This window comes from Aeromonas sp. 600948, from assembly GCF_049174875.1.
In the GTDB taxonomy this organism is placed as follows: Bacteria; Pseudomonadota; Gammaproteobacteria; order Enterobacterales; family Aeromonadaceae; genus Aeromonas; species Aeromonas veronii_A.
In genome coordinates this window covers 85300-101212 of record NZ_JAAKTY010000003.1, presented here as the reverse complement: position 1 = coordinate 101212, position 15913 = coordinate 85300, and the positions used below count along the sequence as shown (strand labels likewise).

General features: G+C 57.8%; 16 protein-coding genes and 1 riboswitch. Of the genes, 6 read left to right on the top strand and 10 right to left on the bottom strand.

Annotated elements, in window-relative coordinates:
• Positions 1-50: 50 nt before the first annotated feature.
• A complete protein-coding gene (locus tag G5182_RS03610) occupies positions 51-539 on the bottom strand; it encodes a C40 family peptidase (RefSeq protein ID WP_421172010.1) in 489 nt (162 codons plus the stop codon).
• Positions 540-814: 275 nt separating this feature from the next.
• Between G5182_RS03610 and G5182_RS03605 the strand changes: the two genes are divergently transcribed.
• Positions 815-1537 (top strand): 4'-phosphopantetheinyl transferase family protein, encoded by a 723-nt coding sequence (locus tag G5182_RS03605; protein WP_421172011.1) that lies wholly within the window; start codon positions 815-817, stop codon positions 1535-1537.
• A complete protein-coding gene (locus tag G5182_RS03600; protein ID WP_421172012.1) occupies positions 1534-2382 on the top strand; it encodes a tetratricopeptide repeat protein in 849 nt (282 codons plus the stop codon). The genes G5182_RS03605 and G5182_RS03600 overlap by 4 nt, the downstream gene beginning before the upstream one ends.
• Before the next feature lie 172 nt (positions 2383-2554).
• Here the strand turns inward: G5182_RS03600 and G5182_RS03595 are convergent, their stop codons facing one another.
• A complete protein-coding gene (locus G5182_RS03595; protein ID WP_005334342.1) occupies positions 2555-2797 on the bottom strand; it encodes an Lpp/OprI family alanine-zipper lipoprotein in 243 nt (80 codons plus the stop codon).
• Between the two features lie 225 nt (positions 2798-3022).
• Positions 3023-3676 carry a 3,4-dihydroxy-2-butanone-4-phosphate synthase gene (gene ribB / locus G5182_RS03590; protein WP_193859982.1) on the bottom strand — a complete coding sequence of 218 codons (654 nt, stop codon included), beginning with the start codon at positions 3674-3676 and terminating at the stop codon, positions 3023-3025.
• 104 nt (positions 3677-3780) lie between these two features.
• Positions 3781-3937: riboswitch (FMN riboswitch) on the bottom strand.
• 259 nt (positions 3938-4196) lie between these two features.
• Between ribB and purU the strand changes: the two genes are divergently transcribed.
• Positions 4197-5033 (top strand): formyltetrahydrofolate deformylase, encoded by an 837-nt coding sequence (purU, locus tag G5182_RS03585; protein WP_005344188.1) that lies wholly within the window; start codon positions 4197-4199, stop codon positions 5031-5033.
• Between the two features lie 79 nt (positions 5034-5112).
• Here the strand turns inward: purU and G5182_RS03580 are convergent, their stop codons facing one another.
• Positions 5113-6375 carry a DUF945 family protein gene (locus tag G5182_RS03580; RefSeq protein ID WP_421254197.1) on the bottom strand — a complete coding sequence of 421 codons (1263 nt, stop codon included), beginning with the start codon at positions 6373-6375 and terminating at the stop codon, positions 5113-5115.
• Between the two features lie 107 nt (positions 6376-6482).
• Positions 6483-7964: a cardiolipin synthase gene (gene cls, locus G5182_RS03575; RefSeq protein WP_266134494.1), complete on the bottom strand. Its 1482-nt coding sequence runs from the start codon at positions 7962-7964 to the stop codon at positions 6483-6485.
• Positions 7965-8059: 95 nt separating this feature from the next.
• Between cls and G5182_RS03570 the strand changes: the two genes are divergently transcribed.
• The gene (locus G5182_RS03570) at positions 8060-8602 is read left to right on the top strand and encodes a DUF1439 domain-containing protein (RefSeq protein ID WP_005344183.1); all 543 of its coding nucleotides are present in this window, start codon (positions 8060-8062) and stop codon (positions 8600-8602) included.
• 5 nt (positions 8603-8607) lie between these two features.
• On the opposite strand, the gene G5182_RS03565 is transcribed toward G5182_RS03570, so the two are convergent.
• Positions 8608-9048 (bottom strand): GNAT family N-acetyltransferase, encoded by a 441-nt coding sequence (locus G5182_RS03565; RefSeq protein ID WP_266134531.1) that lies wholly within the window; start codon positions 9046-9048, stop codon positions 8608-8610.
• Positions 9049-9373: 325 nt separating this feature from the next.
• On the opposite strand from G5182_RS03565, the gene G5182_RS03560 reads away from it, so the two are divergent.
• Positions 9374-10123 (top strand): lytic transglycosylase domain-containing protein, encoded by a 750-nt coding sequence (locus G5182_RS03560; RefSeq protein WP_421172015.1) that lies wholly within the window; start codon positions 9374-9376, stop codon positions 10121-10123.
• A gap of 92 nt (positions 10124-10215) precedes the next feature.
• Here the strand turns inward: G5182_RS03560 and aqpZ are convergent, their stop codons facing one another.
• On the bottom strand, positions 10216-10905 hold the full coding sequence (aqpZ, locus tag G5182_RS03555; protein WP_421254196.1) for an aquaporin Z: 690 nt from the start codon (positions 10903-10905) through the stop codon (positions 10216-10218).
• Between the two features lie 274 nt (positions 10906-11179).
• On the bottom strand, positions 11180-11389 hold the full coding sequence (locus G5182_RS03550) for a DUF1653 domain-containing protein (protein WP_043851261.1): 210 nt from the start codon (positions 11387-11389) through the stop codon (positions 11180-11182).
• A 387-nt stretch (positions 11390-11776) separates the two neighbouring features.
• Here G5182_RS03550 and G5182_RS03545 point away from each other — a divergent pair, with 387 nt between their 5' ends.
• A complete protein-coding gene (locus G5182_RS03545; protein WP_005334367.1) occupies positions 11777-12991 on the top strand; it encodes a pyridoxal phosphate-dependent aminotransferase in 1215 nt (404 codons plus the stop codon).
• A 63-nt stretch (positions 12992-13054) separates the two neighbouring features.
• On the opposite strand, the gene G5182_RS03540 is transcribed toward G5182_RS03545, so the two are convergent.
• Both G5182_RS03540 and fabV read right to left on the bottom strand, forming a co-directional pair.
• A complete protein-coding gene (locus tag G5182_RS03540; RefSeq protein ID WP_421230701.1) occupies positions 13055-14530 on the bottom strand; it encodes a YfcC family protein in 1476 nt (491 codons plus the stop codon).
• Positions 14531-14692: 162 nt separating this feature from the next.
• Positions 14693-15886 carry an enoyl-ACP reductase FabV gene (gene fabV, locus G5182_RS03535; RefSeq protein WP_005361765.1) on the bottom strand — a complete coding sequence of 398 codons (1194 nt, stop codon included), beginning with the start codon at positions 15884-15886 and terminating at the stop codon, positions 14693-14695.
• Between the last annotated feature and the right edge of the window lie 27 nt (positions 15887-15913).

The following is a 15913-nucleotide window of genomic DNA, read 5'->3' as shown; positions in this document are numbered from 1 at the left end:
AGTGAGGTTGGAAAAACAGTCCGTACTGCGAGCCGTTTGTCCAGCCTGACTCAGATATCGATCCGGCGAGCTTGCCAGAACTTGCTGCGCCAGTATTGGCTGTCCAGCTTGGAGCGGGTCACACCGGCTCGAGTCGAGGCGTGAATGAATTCGCCATTCCCGACATAGATACCAACGTGGTTGAGACGACGATTGATTTTGAAGAAGACCAGATCACCTTCGACCAGATCCTGCTTGGAAACGCGCGTCCCTTCGTGAACTTGAGAGCGGGTATCGCGGGGAAGTTCAATACCGACCGCATTGCGAAACACTTCACGGGCGAAGGCGGAACAATCGATACCACGTTCGGTTGTACCACCGTAGCGGTAAGGGGTACCGCGCCACTCTTTGTATACTGTCAGGATTTCATTCACATCGGGTGTCTGCGAAGCTTCCGGTTCAATAACGGGTTCCATCATGGAAACTTCGATCTTGCTCGCGACCTCGGGTTGGGGTGCCGAAGCACAACCCGCCATTCCGAGCGCGACCAGCAGTAGCATCAGGTAGCGCAATCCTTTATCCCCGCAAAATAGTAAATCTTGTTAAAATACGGCCCCAAAGGGCAATTTATAAGGCAACAGCACCCGACTATATCCAAGAATTCTATCGAGGCAAGTGAAAATCCCTATCAAGCTCACATTTTTGCAAGGAAATGCACGATTTTTCATAATTAATGTGATCATGCCCAAACAATATACAATCGCAAAAAGGACCTTTGGCCTCATAGATAACTGGCTTTTATCCCTGCTTCAGCACCTTTTTAAAGTGAAAAATCATGATCGAAACCGATCTTTTTTTGTTAAAACCGGCCAGGGTATGCCAGGCACTGCTTGCTCAATTGCCTGAATGGTTGTCAACCGATGAGCTGCATATCTGGCAAACCATGACCCATCCTGAACGGCGTCAGGAATATCTGGTGAGCCGCGCCCTGCTGCGCCAGCTGTTGTCCGAGAGGCTACAACGCCCTGCCGCCAGCCTGCAATTTTGCAACGGCCCCCACGGCAAGCCCCAACTGCATGATGATGCTTGGCAGTTCAATCTGAGCCACAGTGGCAGCTGGCTGGTGTTGGCGCTCTGCCCGCAGGGGCAGCTTGGGGTGGATATCGAACTGGGCAAACGGCGGCATCACCCCCTCCCCCTGGCCCGCCGGTTTTATGCACAGAGTGAATATGAGTGGCTCTGCGCGCTGCCTGCTCCAGAGCAGGAGAGTGCCTTCTACCGGCTCTGGTCACGCAAGGAGGCGGTACTGAAAGCCCACGGTGGCGGCATAGCGGCGGGGCTGGAGAAGGTGCGGTTTCTCCCGGATGAAGAGTGGCGACTCGACAACCGGTTGGATGACACCCCTTATCAGGTACAGGATTGGCCCTTTGCCAGCGGCTGGCTCAGTCTCGCGGCGGCGGCAACCCCCGTGACCTTTTACCGGCTTGATGAGCGCTTGAATTACCAGTCACTCAACCCCATGTTACTCAACACCCTTTCTGAAGAGTCCAACTCATGATCGTCGACATTACTCCCCAGAATTTTCACGCTGAACTGATCGATGCCTCCATGAAGAAGCCGGTCGTAATCTATTTCCATGCTCCGCAGATGCCGGAGTGTCAGGGGATGACACCGCTGATCGAATCACTGGTTGGGCCCGCTAATGAGCAGGTCACCCTGACCAAGGTGGATATGAACGATCCCCAGTTGCAACCGCTCGCCAGCCAGCTCGGCCTGCGCGCCCTACCCGCATTGGTGCTGTTCCATCAGGGTCGCCCTGACGAACAGGGGATCATCGAAGGGCCGCAGGATGAAGCCACCCTGCGCCAGTATTTCGCCGCCTTCACCCCCAAAGAAGAGGAAGAGTTGCTGGCCAAGGGGCAACAGGCACTGGCTGACGAGCAGCCCAGCATCGCCTATGCCCATCTGACCAAGGCACACCAGCTGGCCCCTGAACGTCACGACATCAGCCTGTGGCTCATTCAGGCCGCGCTCGACCTCAACCTGCTGGATGAAGCGCAGGAGCGCCTCGGCACCATCCCGATGGTGGCACAGGAAAGTCACTTCCATACCCTGAGCTCACGACTGGCGCTGGCCCTGCAAGCGGCAGACAGCCCGGAACTGCGCGCGCTGGAAGCCCGTCATGCAGAACAGCCTGATGATTTTGGTCTGGCACAAGAACTTGCTGTGCAATACAACCAGGCCGGCCGTCAGGAAGAGGCATTGGAACTGCTGCTGGCGATCCTCAAACGGGACTTGGCATTCGGCGAAGCCAGAAAGACCTATCTCGATATTCTCGCCACTATGGGTAACACACCACAGGCGCAGAGCTACCGTCGCAAACTCTATAGTCTGCTCTACTGATCGGAATCGAACTGGCTGGTAATGATGGGGGAGTGCCGGGAGACCGGCATGACCTCATGGGTCAAGTACGAAGAAGGTACTGTGGGAATAAGGTGCTGTGGGAATAGTGGAGATACTGTGAATTTCAGGCAAAAAAAAATGGCGCAAAACTGCGCCATTTTTTTCGCATGGATTACTTCTTGTAGGAAGTAGCCATGTTGTCGATGCGCTGGTTAGCACGCATAGCTTCTTGCTTGGCTTCGGCAACATCAGCAGCGATTTTGGACTGATCAGCACGAACTGCGCTAACATCTTGAGCCAGTTGGTCAACTTTGTTAGACAGATTCTGAACGGAAGTTTCCAGTTCGCTGGTGTTTGCACAACCGCCCAGCAGAGCGGACAGACCAACAACACCTACCAACAACAATTTTTTCATTTTTAAAGCTCCCTTGAACTCGCCAGACGTTTAGCAAGCGGCGTGATTATGGCACAAAAAAATCCTACTTTGCATAGTCCCCACCACAGATAAATGCATTAAAACCCTCATTTTTTTTTGAATGAACAGTTTTTGTCCAGATTCGTCTAAAAAATGAGTGCCGTGTGGTGGGGGCACGGACAAAGGTTAACCAAATTTTTGCCTTATTACAATTTCGTATGAGGCTCAGGCTGTACGTTCTGACAACAATTGACGATATTGCACCAGATCCTCGATGGTCAGCACCGGCATCCGGTGCTTGCGACCGAACGCAACAAGGTCTGGCAGACGCGCCATCGAGCCATCTTCTTTGGTCAATTCACACAACACACCAAACGGTTTGAGGCCAGCCAGCTGCATCAGATCGACCGTCGCTTCGGTATGACCACGGCGGGTAAGCACCCCACCGGTTCGCGCACGCAACGGGAAAACATGACCCGGGCGGTGCAGATCACCCGGTTTGGCGCCGTCTGCGATGGCTGCACGGATAGTGGTGATGCGATCAGCCGCCGAGACACCGGTCGTGACCCCCTGCGCCGCTTCGATGGTCACGGTAAAGGCGGTCTGGTAGTGGCTGGAGTTGGCCTCCACCATCATCGGCAGTTCGAGCTGGCGAACCCGCTCGTCGGGCAGGCAGAGGCAGACGATGCCGGAGCACTCGCGGATCATCAACGCCATCTGTTCATTGGTCATGGATTCGGCGGCGAAAATGAGGTCGCCCTCGTTCTCCCGATCTTCATCGTCGGCCACCAGCACGCCGCCTCCGGCACGCAAGGCAGATAAAGCCGCTTCGACACGGGCAACGGGATCACCGAATTCACTGAGTAGAGACTGATTCATGGTAAAACTCCTAAACAAGACAAGGACCAGAATCAGGGCATGGAAAGGCAGACAGAGACGGGCATGCAGCGGCCAGCCCACAAGGGCCAACACGGCAAGGTCTGTCTTATCCTCTTTCATCCGGACTATGACCGTCGGCTCCGGCATCTCACCGGATCTGCTGACCCCGACCTGGCAATCAGCCAAGTCGGGCGCTCGCGGGCTCCCCGAGTCAATCGGGATACCGCCGGTGGGGAATTGCACCCCGCCCTGAGAATAAGCGCAGACAGCCTAAAGAAAAACGGTTGCAGATACCAGCCAAAATCCCCCGCAGGCTGAAAAGCGTTTCAACATTGCGCCCGGGATCCCGCTCTGCGGCCCGCTCGCCAGCACGAAAGACCATGACTGGCGAATTTCTTTATGGCGCGGATCGGTTTATGGCATAGTTCCCGAAACAAAAAAACAGGGCCCGAAAAGAGAGCCTGAACAACGCTGCCGGCGCAGACAGCAGCGCCAACACCACAAACGGAAAATGACAGAGATGGAAAAGAAAATACTGCTCACGGATTGCCCGGATGCCAAAGGGCTCATCGCCAAGATCACCAACATCTGCTACAAGCACCAGCTCAACATCATCAAGAACGATGAGTTTGTGGATCACGAGAATGGCCGCTTCTTCATGCGTACCGAGCTGGAGGGACGCTTCAACGACGAGACCCTGCTGGCCGACCTCGATGATGCCCTGCCCACCGGTGCCCAGCGCCGTCTGGTCAAGGCGGGCAAGAAGCGCATCGTCATCCTGGTGACCAAAGAGACCCACTGCCTCGGCGATATTCTGATGAAGAACTACGCGGGCGCGCTGGATATGGATATCGTCGCGGTGATCGGCAACTACGACACCCTGGCCGAGCTCACCGGCAAGTTCGATATCCCGTTCCACACCGTCAGTCACGAGGGTCTGAGCCGGACAGAGCATGAGGAGCAGGTTCGCGCCATCATCGACAGCTATGAGCCTGACTATGTGATCCTGGCCAAGTACATGCGGGTGCTGACCCCGAGCTTCGTCGAGGCCTACCCGCGCAAGATCCTCAACATCCATCACTCCTTCCTACCCGCCTTCATCGGTGCCCGCCCCTACCGGCAGGCGTTTGATCGCGGCGTCAAGCTGATCGGCGCCACCGCCCACTTCGTGACCGACGATCTGGATGAAGGCCCCATCGTCGAACAGGACGTGATCCACGTCGGTCATGCCTTCAGTGCGGACGACATGGCCAAGGCGGGTCGGGATGTGGAGAAATCGGTGCTGAGCCGCGCGCTGGAGCTGGTACTGAACGAGCGGGTGTTCGTCTACGGCAACAAGACGGTGGTCTTCAAGTAATTCGCCCACACGGCCCATATGCAAACGCCAGAAACAACAACGGCTCCCGCGGGAGCCGTTGTTGTTTCTGCGCCGAGTGTCAGAGCGGCAGATCGTTTACCGTCACCGCGCCCTTCTCCAGCTTCAGCTCGGAGGTCAGCGCTTGCTTGTCGGCCTTCAGATAACCCATCTGGGTCAGCTGATCGAGCATGGGGGCCAGTTGCGGCACCGCCTTGCCCAGCTTGTCGCTGAGGCTGGCATGCAGCACGCCGGAGAGGGCCTGCATTCCCGCGTCGCTGTTGAACAGCTGCTCCAGCGAAGTGGAGGCCAGCTTCACGTCCCCCTTCATGGTCACCGCCTCACCGTTGAGCTTGGCGCTGAGATCGGCCAGTTCAAGGGTCGCGCCACGTTTGAGCATCTTGTCCAGCGCCTGCTGGATAGCGGCATCTTCAACTCCCTTGCCACCGGCGGCCTGCAGCCCCTGATACCCTTCCAGATCCAGACCGTTGAGGTTGAGCGCCAACTTGCTGTCGGTCACCGCCAGGGTGTCAGTCTCGTTCTCCAGATCCAGCTTGGCAATTTTCATCTGATAGCTGCTGGAGAGGGTCTGGGCATCATCACCGGTCAGCTGAGTCTCGGTAGTCATCCCCTGCAGGGCAACCTTGACGCTGTCAGGCAGTTGTACCGTGAGGGCCGAGAGGGTCATCTCGCTCTGGGGCGAGAGGAGCACACCGCTGATCTCGGCAATGTCGGCACTCCCTTTCAGATCGGCCAGCACCAAGTCCATCTTGCTCTGCTCTTCATGGACCGTCATCCCCTGCCAGGTCATGGTGAGGTGACCATTCCCCTCCAGATTGCCGTGGAACTCGCCGCTCAGGGGCAGGAAGCTGAACTCGTCCAGCCCCTGTTTGATCTTGAATTCATTGGCCCAGAAACGGCTGCTGTTACCCTGGGTCCAGAGACTGGTGACCGACTCCAGACCGAGTTCCCACTGCTCCATGCCCAGTGCAGTGAAAACCGGCGCTAGCGTGCCATTATGGGTATCGAGCAGGAAGTGGCTCTTGATGTAGAGCGGCAGGATCTGGCTCTTGACCACAAGTTGCAACTCGATGGGCTGACTGCCCTCCAGCTCGCTGTCGATGGCAGCCAGCTCCTCCGGCGTCACCACGACCTTCAGGACCCCGTCACGGGTGAAGAGGTTGCTGCTGCCCGGCAGCCACTGCATGTCGAGCCCGCTCTCTTTCTCCACCTTGGCGATCTGCTCCGCCATGATGCTGTCGAAGCTGTTGCCCGTGTACCAGCACGCAGCCAGACCACCACCTACCAGTGCCGCACCCACGGCGAGGGCCACTATCTTTTTCATATATCCATGTGTCTCCAGGGAGTTGTCACTGCACTCTACGGGGCGGACTCGGGACTAGGCAAGTCCAATCAGAGGGCGAGCCAACATTCTTGTGGCTCGCCATCACCTCACAGCAAGGGGCTGAAGAGATAGAAGATGTTCTCCATCGCCTTCTTGTACCAGGGGCGGGCCTGCCATTGGGCCAGGGTCATCGGGGTGGCTTCCGCCATATAGCCCTGTACCAGCCGGGTCATCTGGGCCACGAACGAGGGGTTATCCACCAGCAGGGTCACCTCGAAGTTGAGCCAGAGGCTGCGCCGATCCAGATTGACCGTCCCCACCAGCGCGAAGTCATCATCCACCAGCACGCTCTTGGTATGGAGCAGACCGGCATCGTAGCGGTAGATCTCCACCCCGGCCGCCAGCAGCTCCTCCATAAAGGCGTTGCAGGCGTAATTGGCCATGATGGAGTCGTTGCGTGCCGGCAACACCAGCTGCACCTGCACCCCGCGCGCCGCCGCCGAACTGAGTGCGGCCGCCAGCGGATCGTCGGGCACAAAGTAAGGGGTCGTCAGCACCAGATGGCTGCGCGCCTGATAGATGGCCAGCAGCAGGCTCTGCTGGATGCAGTCGCCGCCGACGAAGGGGCCGGACGGGATCAGCTGGGCGCGGTAGTTGGTCTGGGGCCAGGCTTCCGGCTCATGCTGCAGACTGTCGAGCAGCCGCTCGCCGGTCTCCATCTCCCAGTCCCAGACAAAGATCGACCACATCAGCGGCACCATGGGCCCCTGCACCCGGATCATGATGTCGACCCACTGGCCGACCCCGGCATCCTGCTTGAAAAAACGGGGATCCACCATGTTCATGGAGCCGGTATAGCCGACCTTGTCATCGATCACCACCAACTTGCGGTGCATTCGCAAATCCTGCCGCTGGAACGGAATGCGCCAGGCGCCGACCGGCAGCACCTCCACCAGCTTGACCCCCGCCTTGCGCAGCTTTTTCGGCCACCCGGAGCGGAAGAAGTGCTTGCTGCCCACCGAATCGAGCAACAAACGACAATCCACGCCGCGCAGCGCGACTTCCATCAGTGCTTCACACACCTCGTCGGCATCACCGCCGGGGTGCCAGATATAGAACTCCAGATAGCATGAGAGCGTCGAGCGGCGAATATCCTGAGCAATCTCATGCAGGATCTGGTCGGGTTGGCTGAGCAGAGTCATCCGGTTACCGGAGAGCATGGGCATGGCCAACCGCCCCTGGATCAGATCGTGCAATGGTTGGGCCTTTTCCCCCACCTCGCAGCAATGCTGGGGGAAAAGGCGGGCCAACTGACGAATCCAGATAGCGTAAGGGCGATACATGGCCTGTGCCCGCTCGGCGCGGCGGCGCCCCAACTTGATTTCACCAAACAGCAAGTAAAAGCCGACGCCGGCAAACGGAATGGCGTAGATCAGCGCCAGCCAGGCCAGCGACACCCCGATGGGGCGGCGTTTCATCACTACCCGAAACGACACACCCGCGACGATAACGGTATGAAAAAGCAGTAGCAGCCAGCCCAGAAAGCGGGAGAACAGCAGGTGGAGATCATGTTCCAGACCGTTTAGCAACGGTAACTCCTTTTCATCAACAAACAGTGGTCGGCAGATCCTGCCAGTCAGGAATGGTATGCTGTAAGGCAAATCCATTCTATCAGGTTGCCCCCATGATTCTGCAATCCATGCTGCTCAGCCTGGCCATGCTAGGTCAAGGCTCATATGACATCAATGAGCAGCAGATCAATCAGTACCTGCAATCCCAGGTGCAAGTCGACAAACAGCTGGAGCTGCCCGGCATCATAAAGGCCCATGTGAAGCTGGAGCAGAGCGATGTCCAGATTGGCCGTCAACAGCCAGACACCGCCCGAGTCTATGGCAAGGGCAAGCTCAAGATCGCCCTGCCCGACAATACCGAATATGACGCCCGCCTGCAGATGACCTATGAGGCAAGACCCCGCTATGACAAGAGCCAGAGCGCGCTGTTTCTCGACAACATGAAACTGGTGGAGTACAAGCTGGAACCGGAGGCGGCAGAGAGAAAGTTCGGCATGATGCTCGGTATGCTGCTGCAGAGCATGGAGAAGCGTCTTGAGAGCAAACCGGTTTACCGACTGGATGACAAGGATCCGCAACAAGCCTGGCTGAAAGAAAACCTGCTGGGGCTGGAGCTGTCACCAGGCAAAATCCACCTGCTGACCAGACCCCGCTAGCCCGCTCAATTCAGGAGGGGCTGGCTGGTATCCCGTACCAGCAGCTCCACCTGATAACCCTGCTGCTGCTGTTGCTCATAAAGGGAGAAGAGTGAACCGCTCAATTGGTTGAGGGAGATATCGGCAAAACCGGCCTTGAGATAGAAGGGTTTCTCGAAAGGCAGTACCTGACAGACTACCGGTTTGTCCTCCAGACCGTGACAGGCGTGCTGCAACAGCCGTGAACCCAATCCCAGCGACTGGTAGTGAGGCAACAGACGAAAGCCGCACAGATGATAAAACTCCTCCTCGTCCCGCAACCGAACCGCCCCCACCAGCCAGTGAGCATCACGTACGACAAAGACCCGCTCTGCCAGATCCGGCACATAGTGGGAAAAAGTCGTCTCGTAATAATCCTTGATGAGAGAGAGATCGGCGTCACAGTACTCCTCGAAGATGAGTTCCATCGCCAGCATTCCTGACACAAAAAATTCCTTTATAATCAGTAGATAAGATAGATTGAAACTAACTAGCCAGACCAGCTTACACCAGCAAGATAGCATGCCTTTTATTAACAAAAAAGCGAGCATGCTGGAGCACTTCCCTAAGACGCTTATGACCATTAGCTACCGGAAAATTCCACCTTTTGGCGCCTCTCCTGGACATACTCCGGCATCCCCCCGTCCCTCGGTCAAATCCCCCCTCCACTTCACAACTCCCTGTTTGTACGCTTGTTCTGCACTCGCCATGGTGCTTTACTCAACATGATGATCCAGGGAAGGAGTGTGACGGTTGAAAGCATGGATGCTGGCAGGCCAGATGGTGTTGATCCCCTTGAGTGGATGGAGCCAGACGCCCCCTCCCGCGGAGGTGGTCTTCCTGACCGCAGCCCCCTCTCCCTTGCGCCCGGTCAATCATGCTGCGCCCGCCCCACAACCCGACACCGCTCAAACGGCGGCAACCGCCGCTGGCGGCAAGAAGCAGATCCAGGTCTATAAATCGGTGCAGCAAAACGGGGTAGTACGTTACTCCGATATGGCGCCCGAACAGGGCCATTACGAACTGCTGCTGTTCAACGACTGCTTCGCCTGCGACCCCAAATCCAGCGTCAACTGGCAGACCACAGGACTGTTTCTCTATGACTATGCCAGCACCATCAAGGCAGCAGCAAAGACCTATCAGGTTGAGCCTGCGCTGATCCGAGCGCTCATTCACGCCGAATCGGCTTTCAATCCACTGGCGGTCTCCCGCAAGGGGGCGATGGGGCTGACCCAGCTAATGCCTGCCACGGCGCGGGAGCTGGGGGTCGGCAATGCCCTGCTGGCGGAACAGAATATTTTCGGCGGGGTGAAATACCTAGCGGGACTGCTCAAGCAGTATGACGGCAACATTGCGCTGGCGACCGCGGCCTACAACGCCGGGGCGGGCGCCGTACAAAAACATGGCGGCATCCCACCCTATGCGGAAACGCGCGCTTATGTGGAGCGCGTCCAGTTGCTCCATCAGCGCTACAAAGAGATGCTGCAGGCCAAGGGACTCTGACGTTTGGCTTGGTTAGTTCTCTTATCTCACTCCTCCAGAAACAAAAAACACGCCCTCAGGCGTGTCGATACCACACTTTGTTTCGCAAATGATTACTTCTGCTCCGTCGCCACCAGGCGATAAGCCAGCGCACCCAGAATGGCACCGACAATCGGGGCAACCCAGAACAACCACAGCTGGCTGACCGCCCAGTCACCGACAAACAGCGCAACGCTGGTACTGCGGGCCGGGTTGACCGAGGTATTGGTCACCGGAATGCTCACCAGATGGATCAGGGTCAGGCACAGGCCGATGGCAACCGGAGCAAGCACAGCTGGCGCACGGCTGTCGGTAGCGCCCATGATGACGAACAGGAAGAAGCCGGTCATCACAGCTTCGCACACCAGTGCCGCCATCATGCTGTAGCCGCCCGGAGAGTGCTCACCGTAGCCGTTGGAGGCAAAGCCGGCGGAGAGATCAAAACCGGCCTGGCCACTGGCAATCACATAGAGTACAGCAGCACCGGCAATTGCCCCCAGCACCTGAGCCACGATGTAAGAGAGCACGCCGGAAGCAGGAAAACGACCGCCAGCCCACAGACCGATGGTGACGGCCGGGTTGAGATGGCAACCGGAGATATGGCCGATGGCATAGGCCATGGTCAGCACGGTCAGGCCGAATGCCAGCGATACGCCCAAGAGGCCGATCCCCACATGGGGGAAGGCTGCAGCCAGCACGGCACTGCCACAACCTCCCAATACCAGCCAGAAGGTTCCCAAAAACTCTGCTGCAACAGGTTTCACTGTATGTCTCCCGATAAGATGAGATAAAAAGGCCCGCAAAGGGGCCATGCGTTAACACGCGCAGCATTATGGGAGCAGCAATAGCCGATGCGAACCCGGTTACCAGTCGCCAGAAAACGTGACTCAAGTCACAATTGGTTGATTAATAGAGATATTTATCAGTAGCAAGCCACACAGAGGCTGTTGCCAACAAGGAGCCTCATGCGACAACTTATGACTCCAAAGGCCTGTTCTGTCTATTTGTTGATCAACAATTCAGGGCCACACCAGCGGATCACTTGATCGGCGAAAATCGGCTGACCACCTGACCCTGATGCTCAATCCACTCCATGAACATGGCGACTGGACGGGCATAGACGGCGCCATCCTGTTCCGACTGATAGATCACCAGCTGCTCGCCTGTCTCGGTATGGCTGGCCAGGGTCAGCACCTGATAGTAGCCCCCCTTGAAGTGACGATAGCGACCGGGTGTGGGTGCATGCATGGGATACCTCTGCAGATAGAACAGGACGGGAAAGGGGAAATATGCGCTGGCCAGTGCCAGTTGTATCAGCTTTTTCTCGTCGGAAATGACGATGAAGAGGCTTTTTTACACAAGCCAATCGTGCCAGAGAGCGTGAAGATTTCAACACAGTAGAGTAGCTTTGTTAATCACTCCCCCATCTTTCACTGGTGAACCTTGCCAAGCACAAACGATCGTGCTGAATTTAACCTTTTAATAACTCTGTTTTGGGGCTAAAAATCAGGAATATCTACTAAAAAGAAGATTGTTCTAGCATTCAATTCTGTGAAGAATAGGGGAAAAGATATTTGATACTAAAAACCGCCTTTTTCGCCAACGCGTCCCTGTGGGGAAGGAATCACTGTCACCATGTTCACAATCGACAAGTCGCACAAGCTCGACGATGTCTGCTATGACATCCGCGGCCCGGTGCATAAAGAAGCTCGCCGTCTCGAAGACGAAGGCCACCGCATTCTCAAGCTCAACATCGGTAACCCGGCCCCGTTCGGCTTTGATGCGCCGGAAGAGATCATCAAGGATGTGATCCTCAACATGCCGCTGAGCCAGGGCTACTGCGACTCCAAGGGGCTCTTCTCTGCCCGCAAGGCGGTGATGCAGTACTACCAGCAAAAAGGGATGCGCAAGGTCGATATCGATGACATCTATATCGGCAACGGCGCCAGCGAGCTGATCGTGATGGCGATGCAGGCGCTGCTCAACAACGGCGACGAGATGCTGGTGCCCTCCCCCGACTACCCGCTCTGGACTGCTGCCGTCACTCTCTCCGGTGGCCATGCGGTGCACTATCGCTGCGACGAAGGGGCTGACTGGTACCCGGATCTCGACGATATCCGCGCCCGCATCACCCCGCGCACCCGCGGCCTGGTGCTGATCAACCCCAACAACCCGACCGGTGCTGTCTACGGCAGCGAGTTCCTGCTGGAGGTGATCGAGATCGCCCGCCAGCACAACCTCATCATCTTCGCCGACGAGATCTACGACAAGATCCTCTACGACGATATCTCCCACACCAGCGTCTGCACCCTGTGCGACGATGTGATGGTGGTGACCTTCAACGGCCTCTCCAAGGCCTACCGTGCCTGCGGCTTCCGTCAGGGCTGGATGGTCATCACCGGTCCCAAGGGCCGTGCCCGCGGTTATATCGAAGGGCTGGAGATGCTGGCCTCCATGCGGCTGTGTGCCAACGTGCCGATGCAGCACGCCATCCAGACTGCACTCGGCGGCTATCAGAGCATCAACGAGCTGATCCTGCCGGGCGGCCGCCTGCGCAAGCAGCGGGACAAGGCGTGGGAGCTCTTGAACGAGATCCCCGGGGTCTCCTGCGTCAAACCCAAGGGGGCGCTCTACATGTTCCCGCGCCTTGATCCCAAGGTGTATGACATACGCGACGATCAGAAGATGGTGTTCGACCTGCTGCAACAGGAAAAGCTGCTGCTGGTACAGGGCACCGGCTTCAACTGGCCGGCGCCGGATCACTTCCGGCTGGTGTTCCTGCCCCGCGAAGAGGAGCTGGAGGATGCCATCGGCCGCCTCGCCCGCTTCCTCAAGGGCTACAAGCAGTAAGCAAGGCTCATGAAAAAGGCTCCCGCGGGAGCCTTTTTGTTATCTGTGGTTTAATTCGTGCCATCAGCCGTGCAGCAGGGCGCCGGCCACCAGCACCGCCATGGTGATGAGGGCTACGCCGATGATAAAGGGCAGCACCCAACGCACGAAGCGATCGTAGGGGATCTTGGCGAGCGCCAGACCGGCCACCAGATGAGCGGCGGTGGGGGCAAACAGGTTGATCCAGCCGGAGGCGGACTGATAGGCAGTGATCACCAGATCCCGGGAGATGCCGGAGAAGTCCGCCAGCGGCCCCATCAGCGGCATGGAGACGGTCGCCAGCCCCGAGGTGGAGGGGATGAAGAAGCTCAGGATGATGTGCACCAGATAGGCCATCAGGATGAAGACCGACGAGGAGAGTCCGCTCACCAGCCCTTCAGCCCAATGCAAAATAGTGTCGATGATGACGCCCTGCTCCATCACCACATAGATGCCGCGCGCCACCGCAACCACCAGTGCCACCCCGATGAGATCCCGAGCGCCGCTCAGGAAAGTCGCCACATAGTTGGACTCCGGCATCCGGTTGATCAGCGCAATCAGGATGGAGGCACTGAAGAACAGGGTCGAGAGCTCGTCAAACCACCAGCCAAAGGTGGGCAGCACGTCGATCCCCAAATCCGACCAGGGCACCACCGCATAGATCATCAGCAGGAAGGTGCCGAAGAAGACCAGCATGGTGAGTTTCTGCTTGCCGGTGAAGGCGAGGTTGCCGCTCTTCATCTGGGAGAACTCGTCGTCATAGACGATGTCGGCCAGCACGGAGCGGGATTTGTCCTGTTGCACCTGCTTGGCGTAGCGCATCACGAACCAGGAGGCGAAGATCACCAGCAGCAGCCACTGGATGACCCGCAGGCCAATCCCCTCACCGATGGGGATACCGGCAAAACCGGAGGCGATGCCGGTAGCAAACGGGTTGACGGTGGAGGCGAGCACCCCGACCCCGGAGCCAAGCAGGATAATCCCCGCCGCCACCATGCGATCAAAGCCCGCCGCCATCATCACCGGCACGATCAGCGCCCAGAAGGCCACCGTCTCCTCCGCCATGCCGAAAGTGGAGCCACCGAGGGCAAACAGGGCGATCAACACCGGGATCAGCAGCCGCTCACGGCCGGCAAAGCCGCGCACAATGGCCACCACCCCTGCATCCAGCGCACCGCTTTGCATGGTCACCGCGAGAAAACCACCGATGATGAGCACGAACAGCGCCACGTCGGCCGCCTTGTGAAAGCCCTGAATGGGGGCCTTGAGCACCTCGAACACCCCCTGCGGGTGGGCGGGTAACTCGGTGTAGCTGCCGGGCACCGGCAACAGCCGCTCGTCGCCGCTGTAATCGGCCACGGCCGCAGCCGCAACCGGCTGCTGGGTCTTGGCGGTGACATAGTCATATTTGCCCGCTGGCAGCACCCAGGTCAGGGCGGCCATCAGCGCGATGATGATAAAAAGCAGGGTATAAACTGTGGGGAGTTGGCGCTTCTTGGGCGCCTCGTTTGGAGTGGTCATAGCTTCCGTACCTCGGCAATGCCGTCTGTGATCCGATCAGCGCAAGACTAGCGGGTTTGATATGGGAAAAAGGTGATCGCTGATAATAAAATTCCGCAAATTAGCGGAATGTTTGCCAAAAAAACAGGGCCCCGCGGGGCCCCGTTTTCACTTGAGTCAGACTCAGAGCTCGACCACGTCGAATTTCACATCCGGATTTACATCCGCATCGTAATCGACCTCATCCAGACCGAAACCGAACAGGCGCAGGAACTCCTGCTTGTAGCCGGTGTAGTCAGTCAGCTCGGAAAGATTCTCGCTGGTGATAGATGGCCACAGGTCGCGGCAGGTCTGCTGCACATCTTCACGCAGTTCCCAGTCATCCATGCGGATGCGAGCCTGATCGTCCAGCGCCATGTCGGACGCGTAGAGACGGGTGCGCATCATGCGATCTACCTGCTCCATGCAACCCTCGTGAATGCCCTTCTCCTTCATGATTTTGAAGGCCATGGAGATATAGAGCGGCATCACCGGAATGGCGGAAGAGGCCTGAGTCACCACGGATTTGAGCACGGCCACGTGAGCGGTGCCGCCCTTGGCAGCCAGATCGCCACGGATGGCGGCGGCGGCGCGGTCCAGATCTTCCTTGGCGCGGCCCAGGGTGCCATGCCAGTAGATTGGCCAGGTCAGATCGGTACCGATGTAGGAGTAGGCCACGGACTTGGCGCCGTCAGCCAGCACGCCGGCATCACGCAGGGCAGCCATCCACAGCTCCCAATCCTGACCGCCCATCACTGTGATGGTGTTCTGGATCTCTTCCTCGTTCGCCGGCTCGACGGTAGCGGTGATGATCTGATCCTTGTTGGTATCAATGGCGGTGGTGGTGTAGACCTCGCCGATCGGTTTGAGGGCAGAGCGCACCACTTCGCCGGTTTCCGGCATCTTGCGCACCGGAGAGGCCAGGGAGTAGACAACCAGATCGATTTGACCCAGATCCTGCTTGATAAGCTCAATCACCTTGGCGCGGCACTCGTTGGAGAAGGCATCGCCGTTGACGCTCTTGGCGTAGAGGCCCGCCTCTTTGGCTGCCTTGTCGAAGGCGGCAGAGTTGTACCAGCCGGCGGTACCGGTCTTGGACTCGGTGCCCGCTTTTTCAAAGAAGACGCCGAGGGTGGCGGCGCCGCTACCGAAGGCAGCCGCAATCCGGGAGGCCAGGCCATAACCGGTGGAAGCGCCGATCACCAGCACCTTCTTGGGACCATTCTCGATGGTGCCCTTGGCCTTGGTATAAGCGATCTGGCGACGAACATTGGCTTCACAACCGACCGGATGAGTGGTGGTGCAGATAAAGCCGCGAACCTTGGGTTTGATGATCATATGGGGTCTCGGATCCGTTTAATGGAT

What these genes read in the sequence shown, in the direction of transcription:
- purU (WP_005344188.1), top strand. Translation starts at nt 4,197, where the DNA reads ATGGAAAAGAAAATACTGCTCACGGATTGCCCGGATGCCAAAGGGCTC.
- G5182_RS03600 (WP_421172012.1), top strand. Translation starts at nt 1,534, where the DNA reads ATGATCGTCGACATTACTCCCCAGAATTTTCACGCTGAACTGATCGAT.
- G5182_RS03540 (WP_421230701.1), bottom strand. Translation starts at nt 14,530, where the DNA reads ATGACCACTCCAAACGAGGCGCCCAAGAAGCGCCAACTCCCCACAGTT.
- G5182_RS03570 (WP_005344183.1), top strand. Translation starts at nt 8,060, where the DNA reads ATGATTCTGCAATCCATGCTGCTCAGCCTGGCCATGCTAGGTCAAGGC.
- G5182_RS03595 (WP_005334342.1), bottom strand. Translation starts at nt 2,797, where the DNA reads ATGAAAAAATTGTTGTTGGTAGGTGTTGTTGGTCTGTCCGCTCTGCTG.
- fabV (WP_005361765.1), bottom strand. Translation starts at nt 15,886, where the DNA reads ATGATCATCAAACCCAAGGTTCGCGGCTTTATCTGCACCACCACTCAT.
- G5182_RS03605 (WP_421172011.1), top strand. Translation starts at nt 815, where the DNA reads ATGATCGAAACCGATCTTTTTTTGTTAAAACCGGCCAGGGTATGCCAG.
- G5182_RS03550 (WP_043851261.1), bottom strand. Translation starts at nt 11,389, where the DNA reads ATGCATGCACCCACACCCGGTCGCTATCGTCACTTCAAGGGGGGCTAC.
- G5182_RS03580 (WP_421254197.1), bottom strand. Translation starts at nt 6,375, where the DNA reads ATGAAAAAGATAGTGGCCCTCGCCGTGGGTGCGGCACTGGTAGGTGGT.
- G5182_RS03565 (WP_266134531.1), bottom strand. Translation starts at nt 9,048, where the DNA reads ATGGAACTCATCTTCGAGGAGTACTGTGACGCCGATCTCTCTCTCATC.
- G5182_RS03545 (WP_005334367.1), top strand. Translation starts at nt 11,777, where the DNA reads ATGTTCACAATCGACAAGTCGCACAAGCTCGACGATGTCTGCTATGAC.
- ribB (WP_193859982.1), bottom strand. Translation starts at nt 3,676, where the DNA reads ATGAATCAGTCTCTACTCAGTGAATTCGGTGATCCCGTTGCCCGTGTC.
- G5182_RS03610 (WP_421172010.1), bottom strand. Translation starts at nt 539, where the DNA reads ATGCTACTGCTGGTCGCGCTCGGAATGGCGGGTTGTGCTTCGGCACCC.